The sequence below is a fragment of the Streptomyces sp. NPDC029151 genome, from assembly GCF_055564315.1.
On sequence record NZ_JBVHWQ010000001.1, the window covers coordinates 1663278 to 1680064 of the forward strand.

The window sequence follows — 16787 nt, forward strand, 5'->3', positions numbered from 1 at the left end:
CCGACGACCTAAAATGATCAACGTGTCCGAGCAACACGCCCCCAGGTCCCTCATCGTCACGCTCTACGGGGCGTACGGCCGCTTCATGCCCGGCCCGGTGCCCGTCGCCGAGCTGATCCGGCTCCTGGCCGCGGTCGGGGTGGACGCGCCCTCCGTGCGTTCCTCGGTGTCCCGGCTCAAACGGCGCGGGCTGCTGCTGCCGGCCCGCACGGAGTCGGGCGCCGCCGGGTACGAACTCTCCGCCGAGGCGCGGCAGTTGCTGGACGACGGCGACCGGCGCATCTACGCGGGCACACCGGTGGCCGACGAGGGGTGGGTGCTCGCGGTGTTCTCGGTCCCCGAGTCGGAGCGGCAGAAGCGGCACGTGCTGCGTTCCCGGCTGGCCGGCCTGGGCTTCGGCACGGCGGCCCCGGGGGTGTGGATCGCCCCGGCCCGGTTGTACGAGGAGGCGGAGCACACCCTGCGCCGGCTGCGCCTCGACCCGTACGTCGACTTCTTCCGCGGCGAGCACCTGGGCTTCGCGGCCACGGCCGAGGCGGTGGCCCGCTGGTGGGACCTGGCCGCGATCGCCAAGGAGCACGAGCGCTTCCTGGACGCGCACGCGCCGGTCCTGCGCGCCTGGGAGCAGCGCGCCGACACCCCGCCCGAGGAGGCCTACCACGACTACCTCCTCGCCCTCGATTCCTGGCGCCACCTCCCCTACACCGACCCCGGCCTGCCCACCGGCCTCCTGCCCACCGGCTGGCCCGGTGTCCGTTCGGCGGAGGTCTTCCGGGGGCTGCACGAGCGGCTGCGGGACGCGGGCGCCCGGTTCGCGGGGCTGTGACCCCCCGGGCCACCGGGACCGCGGGCCTCAGCCTCCCAGGGAGAGCCGGGGCTTGGGGGCGTCGGTGCGGCCGGTCCGCGGGGGCCGGCTCCCGGCCCGGTAGGGGGCGGGCCAGGTGACGCCCGGGCCCTCGTAGCCCTGCTCGGCCGCCGCGTGCAGGGTCCAGTGCGGGTCGTACAGGTGCGGCCGGGCCAGCGCGCACAGGTCCGTACGGCCGGCGAGGATCAGGGAGTTGACGTCGTCCCAGGAGGAGATCGCGCCGACCGCGATCACCGGGACGCGGACCTCGTGCCGGATCCGGTCGGCGAACGGCGTCTGGTACGACCGCCCGAACTCCGGTCGCTCCTCGGCGACCACCTGGCCGGTGGAGACGTCGATGGCGTCGGCGCCGTGCGCGGCGAAGGCGCGGGCGATCTCGACGGCGTCCTCGGCGCTCGTCCCGCCCTCCGCCCAGTCGGTGGCCGAGATCCGCACGGTCATCGGCCGCTCGGCCGGCCACACCCCGCGCACGGCGTCGAAGACCTCCAGCGGGAAACGCAGCCGCCGCTCCAGCGAGCCGCCGTAGGCGTCGGTGCGCCGGTTGGTGAGCGGGGAGAGGAAGCCGGAGAGCAGGTAGCCGTGGGCGCAGTGCAGTTCCAGCAGGTCGAAGCCGGCCCGGGCGGCCCGCCAGGCGGCGGCCGCGAACTGCTCGCGGATGTCGGTGAGCTGCGCGCGGGTGAGTTCGCGCGGGGTCTGGCCGCCCGGCCTGTACGGCAACGGGGAGGCGGCGACGAGGGGCCAGTTGCCGGTGGGCAGCGGTTCGTCCATGCCCTCCCACATCAGCCTGGTGGAGCCCTTGCGGCCGGAGTGTCCGAGCTGGACGCCGATGGCGGCGCCCGGCACCTGGCGGTGCACGAAGTCGGTGACGCGCCGCCATGCCTCGGCCTGCCGGCCGGTGTAGAGGCCGGCGCAGCCGGGGGTGATCCGGCCCTGCTCGCTGACGCAGACCATCTCGGTCATCACCAGGCCCGCCCCGCCGAGGGCGCGGGCGCCCAGGTGGACGAGGTGGAAGTCGCCGGGGACGCCGTCGGTGGCGGAGTACATGTCCATCGGCGACACCACGACCCGGTTGCGCAGGGTCAGTCCGCGCAGCCGGAACGGCGTGAACATGGGAGGCGTGCCGGGCGGGCAGCCGAACTCGCGTTCCACGGCCTCGGTGAAGCGGGCGTCGCGCAGCCGCAGGTTGTCGTGGGTGACGCGGCGACTGCGGGTGAGCAGGTTGAAGGCGAACTGGCGGGGCGGCTGACGCAGGTACAGCGGGAGGTTCTCGAACCACTCCAGGCTGGCCCGGGCGGCCCGCTGGGTGGAGGCGACGACGGGCTTGCGCTCCTCCTCGTAGGCCGCGAGCGCGCTGGGCACGTCGGGCTGTTCGCGCAGGCAGGCGGCGAGGGCGAGGGCGTCCTCCACGGCGAGCTTGGTGCCGGAGCCGATGGAGAAGTGGGCGGTGTGGGCGGCGTCGCCGAGGAGGACGGTGTTGCCGTGCGACCAGCGGTCGTTCACCACCGTGCGGAAGGTGGTCCAGACGGAGTTGCCGGAGCGCAGGGGGCGTCCGCGGAGGACCTCCGCGAAGACCTTGGCGCAGCGTTCGACGGATTCCTGCGGGGGGAGTTCGTCGTGTCCGGCCGCCCGCCAGACCTCCTCGCGCATCTCGATGATCACCGTGGAGGCGCCGGACGGACCCGGCGGTCCGGAGGGCCTCGCCGCGTGGTGGTGCCCGGAAGACGGGCGGGCGTAAGGGTAGCCGTGCAGTTGCATCACGCCGTGCTCGGTCTCGGCGATCTCGAAGCGGAAGGCGTCGAAGGCGAAGTCGGCGGCGAGCCAGATGTAGCGGCAGTGGTGTGCGGTCACATGGGGGCGGAACACATGGGAGTACGTCTCACGGGTGGCGCTGTGCACACCGTCGGCGGCGATGACGAGGTCGTACTCGGCGGAGAGGACGTCCGGGTGGGGGGCCTCGGCGCGGAAGACGAGCCGCACGCCGAGTGCGCGGCAGCGTTCGTGGAGGATGGCCAGGAGCCGGTGCCGGCCCAGTGCGGCGAAGCCGTGTCCGCCGGAGCGGTGGCGTATGCCCCGGTGAGCGATGTCGATGTCGTCCCAGCGGACGAAGTCCCGCCGGAGCGCCTCGTAGACGACGGGGTCGGCGTGTTCGATGCCGCCGAGGGTCTCGTCGGAGAGGACCACGCCGAAGCCGAAGGTCTCGTCGGGGGCGTTGCGTTCCCAGACGGTGACGTCACGGGCGGGGTCGAGCCGTTTGAGCAGGGCGGCGGCGTAGAGCCCGCCGGGGCCGCCGCCGACGATCGCCACACGCATGGTCCGTCACCTGCCCTGCCACTTCGGCGGGCGCTTCTCCGTGAAGGCCGCGTGGAACTCGGCGTAGTCCTCGCCGTTCATCAGGAGGGCCTGGGTGGAGGCGTCCAGCTCCACCGAGGCCGCCAGGGGCATGTCCAGTTCGGCCGTGAGCAGCGCCTTGGTCTGGGCGTGGGCCAGGGCGGGGCCGTCGGCCAGGCGGCGGGCCAGGCCGGCGGCCGCCTCGTCCGCGCGGCCCTCGTCCACCAGCTCGCTGATCAGGCCGATGCGCTCGGCCTCGGGGGCCCGGACCGGGTCGCCGAGCATGAGCAGGCGGGTGGCGTGTCCGAGGCCGACGACCCGGGGCAGCAGGTAGGCCGCGCCCATGTCGCCGCCGGACAGGCCGACCCGGGTGAAGAGGAAGGCGAAGCGGGCCGAGGGGTCCGCGACCCGGAAGTCGGCCGCGAGGGCGAGGACGGCCCCGGCGCCCGCGGCCACCCCGTGCACCGCGGCGACCACCGGGAACGGGCACTCCCGGATCGCCCGGACGACCTGGCCGGTCATCCGGTTGAAGTCGAGCAGCCGGGCGGTGTCCATGGCCAGCGTGGCGCCGATGATCTCGTCCACGTCGCCGCCGGAGCAGAAGCCGCGGCCCTCGCCGGCCAGCACCAGGGCGCGGACCGCGCGCTCCCGGGACAGTTCGGCGAGCAGGTCCCGCAGGTCGGCGTAGGCGCCGAAGGTGAGGGCGTTGAGTTTCTCGGGCCGGGCGAGGGTGACCGTGGCCACCCCGTCGGCGACCCGGATCCGCAGGTGCTCCCAGTCGGCGGTGCGGGCGGCGGAACCGGTGAAGGGACTCATGACGTGCGGCCTCCTTGCGCGGCGGTGCCGTACGTTGCGCTGTCCCTCGAAGTTATCACCTGTTTGTGACCGTCGTCACGGGGGCGCGACACATGGGCCGTGATCGGCCGGGTTCCGTCACCTCGGTCACCGGTTGTCGACAGCGCCGTAACAGTGGGGGCGCGCAGGCGAGGCGGGGCGCCCGACCGGGTAGGCCGCCGGTACCGGGACGGGGGGTCCCGGACGAAGCCCGCCGCCGGTCCGCGGCGGCCGGGCCCGTACCATTCCTACAGTCGAAAGCAGGACAGCCTGCTCCATGAACGGACTCGCCTTGCACGAACGCCCAGCCGCATCGGCCTCCTGGCGCATCGCGCTGCCGCACACCACCGCGGCGGTGCCCGTGGCGCGTGCCCTGGTGCGCTCGGCCCTCACCGAGGTGGAGCACGCCGCCGACTGCGACACGGCGGAGCTGCTCACCGCCGAACTGGTGGCCAACGCGGTGGAGCACACCGCCGGGCGCGGCCCGATCGAGCTGGTGGTGGAGCTGGCGCCGCACGGCTGCCAGGTCGAGGTGCACGACCCGGACCCGGCGCCGCCCGGCCATCTGACCCGGCCGGTGATCGAGGAGCCCGACGTCTGGCAGGAGGGCGGGCGCGGGCTGCTGCTGATCCGCGCCCTCAGCTCCTCCTGCGGTCACCGCCCCACCCCGTCGGGCAAGGCGGTGTGGTTCACACTGCCTGCGGTTCCCGCTCAGCGGCGGCCGGTGTGACCTCGTCCCGCGCGGCCGCGGCGAGCGTGGAGTGCCGGCGGCCGTAGGCGGCGTAGACCAGCAGGCCCACCGCGAGGAACACGGCGAACTGCAGCCAGGTCCGCCAGCCGGTCTCGTACATCAGGTACAGGCAGAAGGCGACGCCGAGCAGCGGGGCCACGGGGTACAGCGGCACCCGGAAGCTGCGGTCCAGTCCCGGTTCGCGGCGGCGCAGGGCGATCACCGTGATGTTGACGACGGCCATGATGGCGAGCGTGCCGATGGTGCACAGGTTCATCACGGCGTCGAGGGAGGCGAAGGCCGCCGGGACCGCGAAGACGACCGCCACGATCAGCGTGCCGGCGACCGGCGTGGACGTCCGCGGGGAGACCTTCTCGAAGACGCGCGGGATCAGGCCGTCCCGGGACATCGACATCAGGATGCGGGTCTGGCCGTACATGACCGCGAGGACGACCGAGGCGATGGCGACGACCGCGCCGAAGGCGATGACACCGCCGCCGACGGCGGAGCCGGTGACCTCGTTGACGACGTAGGACAGGGCGGCCGGGCGGCCGGCGACCTGGTCCCCGCCGATGGCGCCGATCGCGGCGACCGCGACCGCGCAGTACAGCAGGGTGACCAGGCCCATGCAGACGAGGATCGCGACGGGGATGTCCCGGCGCGGGTTCTTCGCCTCCTCGCCGGCGGTGGTGATCGCGTCGAAGCCGATGTAGGAGAAGAACGCGGCGGTGGTGCCCGCGCCGATACCGCCGAGGCCGGCCGGGGAGAACGGGGTGAGGTTGCCGTCCTTGAAGGCGCTGTAGCCGATGGCGCAGAAGGCGAGCAGGATCGCCAGCTTCACGGCGGCCATGGCGGCCGTGGCCCGGGCGCTCTCCCGCACCCCGCGCACCAGCAGCACGGAGGCCAGGGCGATGACGATCACGGCGGGGAGGTTGACGATGCCGCCGTCGCCGGGGCCGGCGGAGAGCGCGGCCGGGAGCTGGAGGCCGGTGAGGCTGTGCAGCAGCTCGTTGACGTACTGGCTCCAGCCGACCGCGACGGCCGAGATCGAGATGCCGTACTCCAGCAGCAGGCACCAGCCGACGAGGAAGGCGGTGGACTCGCCGAGGCCGGCGTAGGCGAAGGAGTACGAGGAGCCGGAGACCGGGATCGCGCCGCCCAGCTCGGCGAAGGAGAGGGCGGTGAAGACGCAGGTGATCGCGGCGAGGACGAAGGAGACGACGACGGCCGGGCCGGCCTGGGCGACGGAGTCGGAGAGGCCGACGAAGATGCCGGTGCCGACGATGGCACCGACGCCGAAGCAGATGAGCTGGAAGAGGCCCATGGTGCGCTTCAGGCCGTGTCCCTCGCGGTCGGCTCCGGATTCGGCGACGAGCAGGTGCGGGGACTTGATGCGGGGAGCGGGCATGCGGGTGGTGCTCGATTCTGGTGGTGCGGGCGCCGGTCGTAGCGGCGCGGCGACGGTCGCGGAAGGGGTGGTTCCGGGCCGCCGGTCAGGATAAGGCCTGGTGAGGCGGGTCAGGCAAGGCTTTCCCGGGCGAGTGTGGCCACCAGCACCGCCTTGATGGTGTGCAGGCGGTTCTCGGCCTCGTCGAAGACGACGGAGTGCGCGGACTCGAAGACCTCGTCCGTCACCTCCAGCGAGGTGAGGCCGTGGGCCGCGTGGATCTGCCGGCCCACGGTGGTGCCGAGGTCGTGGAAGGCCGGCAGGCAGTGCAGGAATCTCACGTCCGGGTTGCCGGTGGCGCGGAGCACGTCCATGGTCACGGCGTAGGGGGCCAGGGCCGCGATCCGCTCGTCCCACACCTCCTTCGGCTCGCCCATGGAGACCCAGACGTCGGTGGCGACGAAGTCGGCGCCGGCGACGCCCTCGGCGACGTCGTCGGTGAGCGTGACGCGGGCGCCGCTGGAGGCGGCGAGCGCCTGGGCGCGGTCGACGATCTCCGGGGCCGGCCAGTAGGTCTTCGGGGCGACGATCCGGACGTCCATGCCGAGCAGGGCGCCGGTGACCAGGTAGGAGTTGCCCATGTTGAAGCGGGCGTCGCCCAGGTAGGCGAAGGAGATCTTCCGCAGCGGCTTGGTGCTGTGCTCGGTCATGGTGAGCACGTCGGCGAGCATCTGGGTGGGGTGCCAGTCGTCGGTGAGGCCGTTGTAGACGGGCACGCCGGCGTGCGCGGCCAGCTCCTCGACCTTGGCCTGGCTGTCGCCGCGGTACTCGATCGCGTCGAACATCCGGCCGAGCACCCGGGCGGTGTCCCTGACCGACTCCTTGTGCCCGATCTGTGAGCCGGCGGGGTCGAGGTAGGTGGTGTGGGCGCCCTGGTCGGCCGCGGCGACCTCGAACGCGCACCGGGTGCGCGTCGAGGTCTTCTCGAAGATCAGCGCGATGTTCCTGCCCCGCAGGTACCGTGTCTCGGCCCCGGCCTTCTTGGCGGCCTTCAGCTCGGCGGCCAGCTCGACCAGGCCGCGGAACTCCTCCTCGGTGAAGTCCAGCTCCTTGAGGAAGTGGCGGCCGGCGAGGGCGGTCGGGACTGTCGCCATGGCGGGACGCTCCAGGGTACGACTACGGGGAACGGTGGAAGTCTATACGACTCTTCACATTTCTATACGGCGTCTCGCTGGACGGGACAGCTCATGCACCGGGGACCTCCCCGACCGCGGCCCAGCTCGCTGCCCGGGATCTCTATCACCTCGATGCCCTCCTTGCGCAGGTGCGTGTTGGTGGTGGAGTTGCGTTCGTAGGCCACGACGACACCGGGTTCGACCGCGAGCACGTTGCAGCCGTCGTCCCACTGCTCGCGCTCGGCCGCGTGCACGTCCTGGGTGGCGGTCAGCACGCGGATCTCACCGAGGCCGAGCGCGGCGGCGATCGCGCGGTGCATGTGCTCCGGGGGGTGGTCGGTGACCTTCAGCTCGCGTTCGCCGACCCCCGGCTCGATGGTGTACGAGCGCAGCATGCCGAGGCCCGCGTACTGGGTGAAGGTGTCGCCGTCGACCATCGTCATCACCGTGTCGAGATGCATGAAGGCGCGCCGCTTGGGCATGTCGAGCGCGACGATGGTGCGCGCCGACCCGGCCGCGAACAGCTTGTGCGCCAGCATCTCCACGGCCTGCGGGGTGGTGCGCTCGCTCATGCCGATCAGCACGGCGCCGTTGCCGATCACCAGGACGTCACCGCCCTCGATGGTGGAGGGGAAGTCGGCCTGCCCCCGGGACCACACGTGGAACGTTTCGTCACGGAACAGCGGGTGGTGCCGGTAGATCGCCTCGAAGTGGACGGTCTCGCGCTGCCGGGCGGGCCAGCGCATGGCGTTGATGGAGACGCCGTCGTAGATCCACGCCGAGGTGTCCCGGGTGAACAGGTGGTTGGGCAGCGGGCGGAGCAGGAAGTCGTCCAGCTCCATGACGTGGAAGCGGACCGAGGTCGGTTCCGCGTGCTCCGCCAGGAACTCCCGCTTGGTCATGCCGCCGACCAGGGCCTCGGCCAGCTCCCCCGGGGTCATCCGGTCGAAGGCGGCACGCAGGTGGTCGGTGGCGAGGGGACCGTACTCCTTCTCGTCGAAGACACGGTCCAGGACGAGGGCGCGGGCCTGCGGGAGCTCCAGGGTCTCGGCGAGCAGGTCCCCGAAGAGGTGGACCTCGACCCCGCGGTCGCGCAGTACGTCGGCGAACCCGTCGTGCTCGGCGCGCGCCCGGCGCACCCAGAGCACGTCGTCGAAGAGCAAGGCGTCCTTGTTGCTGGGGGTGAGCCTTTTGAGCTCAAGATCCGGCCGGTGCAGGATGACGCGGCGCAGCCGCCCGGCCTCGGAGTCGACATGGAATCCCATGCCTCCATCCTGACCACCGGGGCCCCGCTTCACCCGCCGCTCGGTGGTTTCCGCGCCACGGGTTCTCGCGCTCGCCACGGAGGTCACCCGGGACGGACGGACCGGAAGCGCTCCGGAAGCGGGTGGAGGCTGTCGGCGGAAGCGCCCGCGGGGCTTTGCTGGGGGCGTGAACAGATCAGCCGATGCCGGTCGGCGGCAGTACCGGCCCCCGCTCGTCCACCCGCCGCAGGAAGTCCTCGACCGCCGACAGGTCGGTCCGCTCCAGCTCGTCGGCGCGGATGACGACGCGCAGCTCGGGACAGACGGCGGGGTCCTGGCCGAGGCTGCGGGTGAAGGTCTCCACGATCAGCAGCAGCAGCTGGGTGCGGTCGAGTTCGACCAGGCGGGACAGGCCGGCGCCGATCAGCGGTGTCGCCACCGGCTTGAACAGGCCGTACCGGGCGACCGCCGGCCACAGGCGCTCCAGGCTCAGCCGCAGCTCGGCCGGGGCGGAGCGGGCCCGCAGGTCGTTGCCCAGCCGGGAGTAGGCGAGGGCGAAGACCCGGCGCTTGCCGGCCGGGACGGCCACCGCCGTGCCGATGGGATAGCGGGTACGGCGGCCGCGCCGCTTGGCCCGGACGCTCTCCGTGGCCAGCGGGGTGACGTCCTTCAGCCCCCGGCGCAGGGCGGCGTCCAACAGCCGGTGCCGGCCCTCGAAGAGACGGTCGACGAGCTGGCCCTGCACGCTCTCCCGGCTGATCACGACGTCGTCGGTGAAGGTGTCGAAGGTGTCGGAGAAGCCCACGACCAGGTTGGCGTCCTCCTGCTCGAACAGGTCGCCGCGCAGCACGACGACGTCCACCCGCAGCCCGCGCAGGGTGTGGCGCAGCAGTTCGTCGCCGTGCCGCTCGCGCAGCCGGGCGTTCAGCCGGGCCAGCGTGGCGGCGGCCTCGGGGTCGTCGGGCCGTTCCCGGACCGTCTCCTCGGCCACCGGCAGGGCGAGGTCGTAGCGGCCCAGCGCGGTGTGGCCGGCGACCAGTTCGCGCAGCGCGGTCTCCCTGAGCCGGTTCAGCCGCCGCACGGCGGCGACCGCGAAATCCTCGTCCTGCGCCTCGGTCAGCGGCAGGCCGCGCCAGAGCCCCAGGGCGTCCGTGAGCAGCCGCACGGCCGAGGCCGGTGCCGCGTGCAGCGCGTCTCCCACCAGGCGGGTGAACTCGGCGCTGTCCAGTTCCTCGTCGGACAGCTCCAGCCGGTACGTGCTCTCCGCGCCGCGCGCGGTCGGCAGCTGGCCGGTGCGCAGGATCCGGGTGCCGTGGCCCGGCCCGGCCCGGTCGAAGGCGCGCCGCAGCTCCAGGATCCGCTTCTGCACCTCGTTGCGGTTGCGCAGGTCCTGGTGGGGCAGTTCCACGGTCTGCTGCCAGACGTCCCGGTACAGCCGGCGCGCGGTCACGGTCCCGCCCTCGGCGGCGACCAGGCGGACCAGCAGACGTGCCGTGAGCGGGGTGAGGTGTACCGGAGTGCCGTTCACGGCCAGCCGGACCGGACCCAGGACGCTCACACGGACGCGCGGTGGCCGGGTCTGCACGCGCCTCGCCCCCTCCGCCGCGTGACGTCCCGTCATCTGTGCGGTCAGCGTACCAAGGTGCCCTGGAGGGAAGCATGCGGTTGACCGGCCCCCGTCCGCCGTCCCGCTCCGCCCGGCGCCGGCTTCCGCGGTCGTGGCGCGGGCGGCGGGTGTTCACGGGGAGCGTGCTGGCCGCCTTCGGCGGGGTCTCGGCCGTCGTGCAGTTCGCCGGCCAGCTGTTCCCGGGTGTCGTCTCCCGGCCCGGGCCGGTGCTGGCCGCCTCGGTGGCCCTGTGCCTGGCGTGGGGGGTGGTCCGGGCTCGTCCACAGGCCGCCGTGCGGCAGGAGTTCGGGCGTCCCGGGATGACGGTGGTGGTCGAGGAGGGCGACCTGTTCGACCAGCCCGGGCATCTGGTCGTGGGGTTCACCGACACCTTCGACACCCTCGTGGACGGCGGTGTCGTCATCAACGACGCCAGTGTGCAGGGGCAGTTGCTCGCCCGCCGGTACGCGGGGGACGCCGGCCGGCTGGACGCGGAGCTGGCCGCCGCGCTGGCGGGGGTGACCCCGGTGGCGTGGGAGAGCCCCCGGGACAAGCCGCGGGGCAAGCGGGCGCGGTATCCGATCGGCACGGTCGCCGTCCTCGGCACCCGGCCCGACCTCGTCTTCGGCGTCGCCTACAGCAGGATGGGCAACGACTGCGTCGCCTCGTCCGGCGTCGAGGACCTGTGGCTGGGCCTCGGCCGGCTGTGGGACGCGGTCCGCCGGCACGGCCAGTTGGAGAGCCTGACCATGCCGCTGACCGGCGCGGGGCTCGCCCGGCTGCACGACCTGGACGAGGACAGCCTGCTGCGGCTGATCCTGCTGTCGTTCGTCGTGCACTCCTGGGAGCGGCGGGTCTGCCGCGAGCTGCGGGTGGTGGTCCGCCCCGGCGAGCTGGGGCGGATCGACCTGCCGGAGACCGGCGCCTTCCTGGCCGGCCTGGCGGCGGGCGCCCGGCGCCACACCTGACGGCGCCGGCGGTGCACCGCCGGGCGGTACGGGCCCCTCCCCCGGCCGTGGACGACCACCGGGCCCGTACCGCGGTCCAGCGCGGCGGTTCAGCGAACCGGGGGCGTGCCCCGTCCGCCGCGGCCGTACGCCGACAGATGGCGGTACGGCCAGGTCTGGAGCCAGTCGGAGCGGGTGTCGTCCACGGTGCAGCCCGCCAGCCTCAGCCGCTGGGCGATCTTGCGCAGGGCGGTCTCCGAGCCGTCGAACCTGATGACGTTCCTGCCGGCGATGTCGGCGATCGGGCGCAGCGCGCCGACCTCGACCATCAGCGTGCGCTCCGGGTAGGCCATCAGCACCATGCCCAGCTCGATCAGCACGTTCGGCCGGGGCTGCCCGGTGGGCTCGGTCTCGTACGGCGGCTCGGTCGCGCCCCGCAGCTCCGGGTGGAGCTCGACGAGGTCGTCCGGGGTGAGCAGCACGAGGGCCGCCTGGGCCTGCTCGGGGGCCTTGGCGACGACCTCGCCGAGGAAGGGAGCCGTCTTGCCGGTGGCCCGGACCAGGTCCTCCCATTCCAGCGGGTGCAGGTCGAGCAGGCGCAGCAGGTCGAACATCTTCACCCGCACCTCCTCGTCGCGCCCGTGGACGACGAAGACGTTGCGGCGGCGGTCCGGGGAGGGACGGGAGAGGTCCTGCTCCTGATGGGTGCGGCCGGCGGGGACGGGCGCGGGAGGGGTGCCGTGGAAGTTCTGCGTGCCCGAGTTGGTGGTGTTGCCGTTGCCGGTGACGAAGCTGTTGCGGCTGCCGAAGTCGTTCCGGCTGCCGTAGTCGCTGCTGTTGCCGCCCGTGGGTGTGTGCGTCATGCGGATCCCGTCCCCTTGGCGCCCTCGGAGCCGCCGAAGTGGTTCTGCGTCCCCGAGTTGGTGGTGTTGTTGTTGCCGTTCACGAAGCTGTTGTTGTGCCCGTAGTTGTTGAGGATGTTCATCTGGCGGGCCTCGTGTTCCGTCAGGTCCACGTTGTGCTCGTACAGGAAGTCCCGGACGATCTGGAGGAGTTGGCGCTCCACGATCTGGGTGTACTTGATCGTGTCCGTCTCCTGGAAGAAGTGGTGGAAGGTGGCGCTGGTCGCCATCTCCCGCACGCTGGTGACGGCACCGCGGTTCAGCATGGCGTCCGCGTAGCGGCCGAGGCCGAACTCGCTGCTGTCGGCCGGCTGCGGCTCCCGGATCCGGTTCTTGCGCCAGGGCAGCAGCTCGGACAGCTGGGAGCCGGCCTTGCCGCGCAGGGGCCGCGTCGCGGACCCGGACGCGCCCCTCAGGGTGTGCCAGGCGAGCTTGAGCAGCAGCCCGCCGTCCAGGGCGGCGGGCAGCCGGTCCACGAGCCGGAAGCTCTTCTTGATCGGCCCCAGCACGTACGAGTAGAACTCGGTGTGCAGGGTGTTGCCCTTGAGGTCGAAACCCACGAACGCCGTGGTGACCAGCTCCTGCTCCCAGGACCCGACCCGGATGCACAGGTACGCCCGTCCCGCGTCGTAGGCGTCGTCCCTGGGGCCGTCGAGCTGGTCCAGGGTGGGCTCCGTCACCCCGCGGAGCGTCGTGACGGCCGTGGTGAAGGTGCTCTCCTCGACGGCGAGCCCGTCGATGCTCTCCCCCGGCCGGGTCCGGTCGCGCAGCCGGGCGGCCATGTGGTCGGCGACGTAGTCGGTCATCTCCTCGACGGTGAAGGGGATGACCTCTTTCCGCTTCGGCTCCGAGCCGTTCACGGCGGGGGCCGCCTGCGCGCCCGGCACACGCTGTCCGTCGAACACGGTGATCGGCGCGCCGAGCAGCAGTTCGGCGTTGGCCCAGCGGCGCACCTGCCCGCCCGCGCCCACGAAGGGTTTGTAGCCGCCGTAGCGGACCAGGGTGCCGTCGGAGGCCTGCTCTCGCTTGATCTTGCTGACGAGGTCGGGCGTCAGCTGGGGGTGCTCGGGGTACGCGCCGTCGAACCCGCTCGTCGCGCCCGGCGTGCCGGTGCCCGGCCGCAGCCTGCTGACCAGCAGCTGGAGGGTGACGAGGCGCCGGAAGTACGCGGTGGCCCACAGCAGCCACAGCATCACGAGCAACGCCGTGAACTTGTTCAGGAAGCCGACGGTCATGAGCACCCAGACGAGGACGGCACCCGCCGCGAGGACGGCCAGCCGCACCCGCTGCAGCCGGCGTGCCGCCAGGGCGTGTGCGAGCACGGGGACCGCGTCGTACCCGTACGACGGTGCGACCACCCGGTACCGGCGGGTGAGCAGCTCGCGGATGACGGCGGCGCGGTACACCGGGTCGAAGTAGGTGCCGGCGCACAGCAGCCGGGTGGCGTCGCTCGCGGCGTTCGGCGGAGCGGTGACGGTGACGGTGTCGGTCGACATGGTGGTTGCTCCGCTCTGCTCAGCCGGCCGGGGCCATCGAGGCCCGGGTGATGGTCCCGTCGACCACGGTGTACTGACCGCTGTACGACTTCTGCGTGCCGTCGGTCTGCAGGGCGAGGAGGTTCACCGAGACCGTGTCGCCGTCGACCGAGGTGATGGTGACGTCGTCCCGCTCGGTGGTGGTGAAGCCCGCCACGAACGAGCCGTAGGACGCGTCGATGTTCTTGCCGCCCAGTTCCCAGGCCTTGTCGTAGTCACGCCGGTTGATCGCGTCGAAGAACGCGGTCACCGTGTCGGCGGGGCCGGCCGTGCCGTCCGTCGTCTCCGCGGTGGTCTCGGTGCCGTACGACGGGTACGCGTCCGTGGTCTCCGTGCCGTACGAGGGGTACGTGTCCGACGTCTCCGTGCCGTAGGACGGGTAGGGGTCCGACGTCTCCGTGCCGTACGACGGGTACCCCTGCGGCGTCTGGGTCGAGTACGTGCCGTACCCCGGCGGGCTGTCGTCGCCGTCGTCCGAGGACAGGTGGGACACGACGGCTATGAGCAGGATCAGCAGAAGGGGGACGCCGGCGATGAGCAGGGCGTGCGTGCGCTCCTGTCCGCCGGCGGGTAAAAGGCTCGGCGGCTCGTAGGTGCCGTTCATGGTTCCTCGCAACTCCCGGCAGAGCGCCGGGGTCTCGCTTGTGCCGTCGGTATGACGACAGTCACTCTGCCCGACATCCGTCGGCCGGGCGCTGGTTTCGCGCTTCCGATGCGCTTCCGATCCCGCCGGTGCCCCGGCCGTGCCCGCCGGGCGGTTCAGATCGCGGTGCAGGGCACGGGCCAGCGCCGGATGCGCGGGGGCAGCGTCACCGCCCAGCCGCCGCGGTCCAGCACCAGCCGCTCGGCGGCGAGCAGCGCGAGCGCCTCCCGTCCGGCCGGGTCCAGCGCGGCCACGGGGGTCGGCTCCAGGAGGCGGAGGAAGGTGCCGTGCAGAGCGGGGTGGTCGAGGGTGAGCCGGACGGCCGTGCCCCGCTGCCTGCGGTCCAGGACGGTGACGAAGTCCGGGCCGCGCCGGTGGTAGAGGGCACCGTGGGTGTGGTCCGCCCGCCAGGCCGCCAACGCGTCCGCGTCGGCGGGGAGTTCCTCGGGCGGCGGCAGATGACGCAGCACGGCGAGGTCGTACGAGGGGGTGCCGGCCGCCCGCCAGCGCACGCTCAGGCCGTGGCCCTGGCACTCGCGCAGGAACCGCACCGCCTCCGCCGTCGCGCGCCCCGCCCCGCTCAGGTCCAGGGGTGCGGCGGCCTCGACCCGGTGCCCGGTGCGCCGGTGCGGCACACCGCCGGGCAGCCCGCTCATCGCGCTCCCTCCGGCAGCCGGACCGGCTCGCCCCAGGTCGGCAGGGAGAGGCAGGTGGCGCCGTCGCGGAACACCAGGCCCAGGCCGACGGCGTGCCGGACCCAGGCCTCCAGGGCCCCGTCCGGCACGTCGTGGCCGTCGGCGGACAGCAGCCGGCGCAGCGCGGGTACCGTCCGGCCGTCCTCCAGGTGGCGCAGGGCCGCGGCCTGCCAGCCGGTGAAGCGGTGGGTGGCGGGGGGCCGGCCGTGCCGGCGGTCGTGCACCAGCAGTCCGGCGCCGTCCTCCTCGAACAGCAGCCGGGAGTCCGCGTGCCCGGCCCGCCAGGCGGCCACCGCCTCCCGCAGCCGCCGCTCCACCGCGCCGCCGATGCCCGCCGGCTCGGTGTCGAACAGGTAGACGAGGTCCGCGAGTTCGTCCTCGGGCAGGTCGTAGACGTGTTGGTACATCGCGGCCGGGCGGCGCTTGCCGAAGCCGAGGTCCGGGTCGGTGAAGTGGGGGCTGAACCGCTCCAGCTGGATGCGGTGGGCGCCGCTCGGCGGCTGGAGGTGGACCAGCGCCGGGAGCTGGTCGATGACCGGCGTGTAGTCGTCGTCACGCTCGCCGGGGAAGCCGTAGAGCAGGTTCCACGAGCAGGTCAGGGCGTGGTTCTCGCACTCGCGCAGGGTGCGCACGTTGCGGGCGCCGGTGACGCCCTTGTCCATGAGGTCCAGGACGCGGCTGCCGAGGCTCTCGATGCCGGGCTGGATGTGCACGGTGCCGGAGTCGCCGAGGAGCCGGAGCTGGGCGGGGGTGAGGTTGGACTTGACCTCGTAGTGCAGCCGCAGGTCCCAGCCGCTGGCCGCGACGCGGGGCAGGAAGTCGCGGAAGTACGCCATGTCGATGATGTTGTCGACGGTGACCACGTCGAGGATGCGGTGGCGGCGCACCAGCCGGTCGATCTCCGCCCACAGCCGCTCCCCCGGCTTGGCTCGGAAGGCCATGGCGGAACCGTTGAGCCCGCAGAAGGTGCAGTGGTGCTTCTCGCCCCACCAGCAGCCCCGGGCGCCCTCCACGACGAGTTTCGGGTGGAGGTACTCCTGGACCGGGGAGGCGTCCAGGGCGGCCTGCCACTGGTCGTAGTCGGGCGAGGGTATGTCGGCCGGGGGCACTGTTCGCCGGGTTTCCGTGGTGGCTCGTGACACCGGGCCGTCCCACCAGCACAGGCCGGGCACGTCCACGGGGTCGGTGCCGGCGTCGAGGTGGTGCAACAGGGCCGGGAAGGCGTACTCGGCCTCGCCGCGGACCACGTGGTCCACGAAGGGGTGGTTGCGGTGCAGGGCGTGGCCCATGGGGCCGTCGCAGTTGCTGCCGCCGAGGACGACCGTCAGCCCCGGGCGCCGCCGTTTGAGCGCGCGGGCCAGGGCGAGGGAGGGGACGTTCTGCATGAAGGTGCTGGTGACCCCGACCACGTCCGGTTCGGCCGCCAGGATCTCGGTGGCGCAGGCCTCGACGAAGGGGGCGGCGTAGGGGCGCATCGCCAGCGCGGTGTCGATGAAGACGTCCCGTTCGGCCGCGTAGTGCCGCAGCCGGGCCGTGCCCCAGCCGGGGTCGTCGTAGAGGGCTCCGGAGAAGACCCAGTCGCCTAGGCCGTGGAAGATCGCGTCGCTGCCGACCTCCACGCAGTCGCCGGGCGTCAGCCGGCCGCCGGAGTGCTCCAGCAGGAACTCCGCCCAGCGCAGGGAGCCGTGGAACTCGGTGACCTCGTCGCCGGGGCGGGCCCGCCGCACGATCCGGTTGAGCAGGCCCAGTTGCAGCGAGGGCAGATCGAGGGGGTGCCACGGCATCGTGACCAGGTGGACGCGCATGCTCAGCGGGGTGGCCGCTTCTCCAGGATGGCCGGCCGGCGGGTGGTGCTCCCCCGGTCCTCGCGGACCACGACCTTCTTGATCTCCACGC

At 72.9% G+C, this 16787-nt stretch carries 14 protein-coding genes; 3 read left to right on the plus strand and 11 right to left on the minus strand.

Annotated features, from left to right (window positions below; genetic code table 11):
- Nucleotides 1-13: 13 nt before the first annotated feature.
- Entirely contained in the window at nucleotides 14-826 is an 813-nt protein-coding gene (locus ACZ4VF_RS06750; RefSeq protein WP_467923546.1) for a PaaX family transcriptional regulator, read from the plus strand.
- Between the two features lie 27 nt (nucleotides 827-853).
- Here ACZ4VF_RS06750 and ACZ4VF_RS06755 read toward each other — a convergent pair whose 3' ends face one another.
- Both ACZ4VF_RS06755 and ACZ4VF_RS06760 read right to left on the minus strand, forming a co-directional pair.
- Nucleotides 854-3175 carry a bifunctional salicylyl-CoA 5-hydroxylase/oxidoreductase gene (locus tag ACZ4VF_RS06755; protein WP_467923547.1) on the minus strand — a complete coding sequence of 774 codons (2322 nt, stop codon included), beginning with the start codon at nucleotides 3173-3175 and terminating at the stop codon, nucleotides 854-856.
- Between the two features lie 6 nt (nucleotides 3176-3181).
- Nucleotides 3182-4009 (minus strand): enoyl-CoA hydratase family protein, encoded by an 828-nt coding sequence (locus ACZ4VF_RS06760; protein WP_467923548.1) that lies wholly within the window; start codon nucleotides 4007-4009, stop codon nucleotides 3182-3184.
- 295 nt (nucleotides 4010-4304) lie between these two features.
- Between ACZ4VF_RS06760 and ACZ4VF_RS06765 the strand changes: the two genes are divergently transcribed.
- Nucleotides 4305-4757 carry an ATP-binding protein gene (locus ACZ4VF_RS06765; RefSeq protein WP_467923549.1) on the plus strand — a complete coding sequence of 151 codons (453 nt, stop codon included), beginning with the start codon at nucleotides 4305-4307 and terminating at the stop codon, nucleotides 4755-4757.
- Here ACZ4VF_RS06765 and ACZ4VF_RS06770 read toward each other — a convergent pair.
- The 4 genes from ACZ4VF_RS06770 to ACZ4VF_RS06785 all read right to left on the minus strand — a co-directional run bounded on the left by ACZ4VF_RS06770 (nucleotide 4717) and on the right by ACZ4VF_RS06785 (nucleotide 10184).
- The gene (locus tag ACZ4VF_RS06770; RefSeq protein ID WP_467923550.1) at nucleotides 4717-6165 is read right to left on the minus strand and encodes an amino acid permease; all 1449 of its coding nucleotides are present in this window, start codon (nucleotides 6163-6165) and stop codon (nucleotides 4717-4719) included. The genes ACZ4VF_RS06765 and ACZ4VF_RS06770 overlap by 41 nt on opposite strands.
- Nucleotides 6166-6275: 110 nt before the next feature.
- Nucleotides 6276-7298 carry an ornithine carbamoyltransferase gene (gene argF / locus ACZ4VF_RS06775; RefSeq protein WP_467923551.1) on the minus strand — a complete coding sequence of 341 codons (1023 nt, stop codon included), beginning with the start codon at nucleotides 7296-7298 and terminating at the stop codon, nucleotides 6276-6278.
- 62 nt (nucleotides 7299-7360) lie between these two features.
- Nucleotides 7361-8584, minus strand: a complete 1224-nt coding sequence (locus ACZ4VF_RS06780) for an arginine deiminase (protein ID WP_467923552.1) — start codon at nucleotides 8582-8584, stop codon at nucleotides 7361-7363.
- Nucleotides 8585-8759: 175 nt separating this feature from the next.
- Nucleotides 8760-10184: a macro domain-containing protein gene (locus tag ACZ4VF_RS06785; RefSeq protein ID WP_467923553.1), complete on the minus strand. Its 1425-nt coding sequence runs from the start codon at nucleotides 10182-10184 to the stop codon at nucleotides 8760-8762.
- Nucleotides 10185-10222: 38 nt separating this feature from the next.
- Between ACZ4VF_RS06785 and ACZ4VF_RS06790 the strand changes: the two genes are divergently transcribed.
- A complete protein-coding gene (locus tag ACZ4VF_RS06790) occupies nucleotides 10223-11137 on the plus strand; it encodes a macro domain-containing protein (protein ID WP_467923554.1) in 915 nt (304 codons plus the stop codon).
- 89 nt (nucleotides 11138-11226) lie between these two features.
- Here ACZ4VF_RS06790 and ACZ4VF_RS06795 read toward each other — a convergent pair whose 3' ends face one another.
- The 5 genes from ACZ4VF_RS06795 to ACZ4VF_RS06815 all read right to left on the minus strand — a co-directional run bounded on the left by ACZ4VF_RS06795 (nucleotide 11227) and on the right by ACZ4VF_RS06815 (nucleotide 16696).
- On the minus strand, nucleotides 11227-11979 hold the full coding sequence (locus ACZ4VF_RS06795) for a TIR domain-containing protein (RefSeq protein WP_467923555.1): 753 nt from the start codon (nucleotides 11977-11979) through the stop codon (nucleotides 11227-11229).
- A complete protein-coding gene (locus tag ACZ4VF_RS06800) occupies nucleotides 11976-13514 on the minus strand; it encodes a hypothetical protein (RefSeq protein WP_467923556.1) in 1539 nt (512 codons plus the stop codon). Before ACZ4VF_RS06800 ends, ACZ4VF_RS06795 begins: the two co-directional genes overlap by 4 nt.
- Nucleotides 13515-13533: 19 nt before the next feature.
- Nucleotides 13534-14157 carry a nuclear transport factor 2-like protein gene (locus ACZ4VF_RS06805; protein ID WP_467923557.1) on the minus strand — a complete coding sequence of 208 codons (624 nt, stop codon included), beginning with the start codon at nucleotides 14155-14157 and terminating at the stop codon, nucleotides 13534-13536.
- 155 nt (nucleotides 14158-14312) lie between these two features.
- Nucleotides 14313-14852 carry a DUF5825 family protein gene (locus ACZ4VF_RS06810; RefSeq protein ID WP_467923558.1) on the minus strand — a complete coding sequence of 180 codons (540 nt, stop codon included), beginning with the start codon at nucleotides 14850-14852 and terminating at the stop codon, nucleotides 14313-14315.
- Complete coding sequence (locus ACZ4VF_RS06815) at nucleotides 14849-16696, minus strand: RiPP maturation radical SAM C-methyltransferase (protein WP_467923559.1); 1848 nt, start codon at nucleotides 16694-16696, stop codon at nucleotides 14849-14851. Before ACZ4VF_RS06815 ends, ACZ4VF_RS06810 begins: the two co-directional genes overlap by 4 nt.
- Between the last annotated feature and the right edge of the window lie 91 nt (nucleotides 16697-16787).

Excerpts from the sequence above, each read along its gene's own strand:
- ACZ4VF_RS06750 (WP_467923546.1), top strand. The coding sequence starts at position 14 with ATGATCAACGTGTCCGAGCAACACGCCCCCAGGTCCCTCATCGTCACG.
- ACZ4VF_RS06755 (WP_467923547.1), bottom strand. The coding sequence starts at position 3,175 with ATGCGTGTGGCGATCGTCGGCGGCGGCCCCGGCGGGCTCTACGCCGCC.
- ACZ4VF_RS06760 (WP_467923548.1), bottom strand. The coding sequence starts at position 4,009 with ATGAGTCCCTTCACCGGTTCCGCCGCCCGCACCGCCGACTGGGAGCAC.
- ACZ4VF_RS06765 (WP_467923549.1), top strand. The coding sequence starts at position 4,305 with ATGAACGGACTCGCCTTGCACGAACGCCCAGCCGCATCGGCCTCCTGG.
- ACZ4VF_RS06770 (WP_467923550.1), bottom strand. The coding sequence starts at position 6,165 with ATGCCCGCTCCCCGCATCAAGTCCCCGCACCTGCTCGTCGCCGAATCC.
- argF (WP_467923551.1), bottom strand. The coding sequence starts at position 7,298 with ATGGCGACAGTCCCGACCGCCCTCGCCGGCCGCCACTTCCTCAAGGAG.
- ACZ4VF_RS06780 (WP_467923552.1), bottom strand. The coding sequence starts at position 8,584 with ATGGGATTCCATGTCGACTCCGAGGCCGGGCGGCTGCGCCGCGTCATC.
- ACZ4VF_RS06785 (WP_467923553.1), bottom strand. The coding sequence starts at position 10,184 with ATGACGGGACGTCACGCGGCGGAGGGGGCGAGGCGCGTGCAGACCCGG.
- ACZ4VF_RS06790 (WP_467923554.1), top strand. The coding sequence starts at position 10,223 with ATGCGGTTGACCGGCCCCCGTCCGCCGTCCCGCTCCGCCCGGCGCCGG.
- ACZ4VF_RS06795 (WP_467923555.1), bottom strand. The coding sequence starts at position 11,979 with ATGACGCACACACCCACGGGCGGCAACAGCAGCGACTACGGCAGCCGG.
- ACZ4VF_RS06800 (WP_467923556.1), bottom strand. The coding sequence starts at position 13,514 with ATGTCGACCGACACCGTCACCGTCACCGCTCCGCCGAACGCCGCGAGC.
- ACZ4VF_RS06805 (WP_467923557.1), bottom strand. The coding sequence starts at position 14,157 with ATGAACGGCACCTACGAGCCGCCGAGCCTTTTACCCGCCGGCGGACAG.
- ACZ4VF_RS06810 (WP_467923558.1), bottom strand. The coding sequence starts at position 14,852 with ATGAGCGGGCTGCCCGGCGGTGTGCCGCACCGGCGCACCGGGCACCGG.
- ACZ4VF_RS06815 (WP_467923559.1), bottom strand. The coding sequence starts at position 16,696 with ATGCGCGTCCACCTGGTCACGATGCCGTGGCACCCCCTCGATCTGCCC.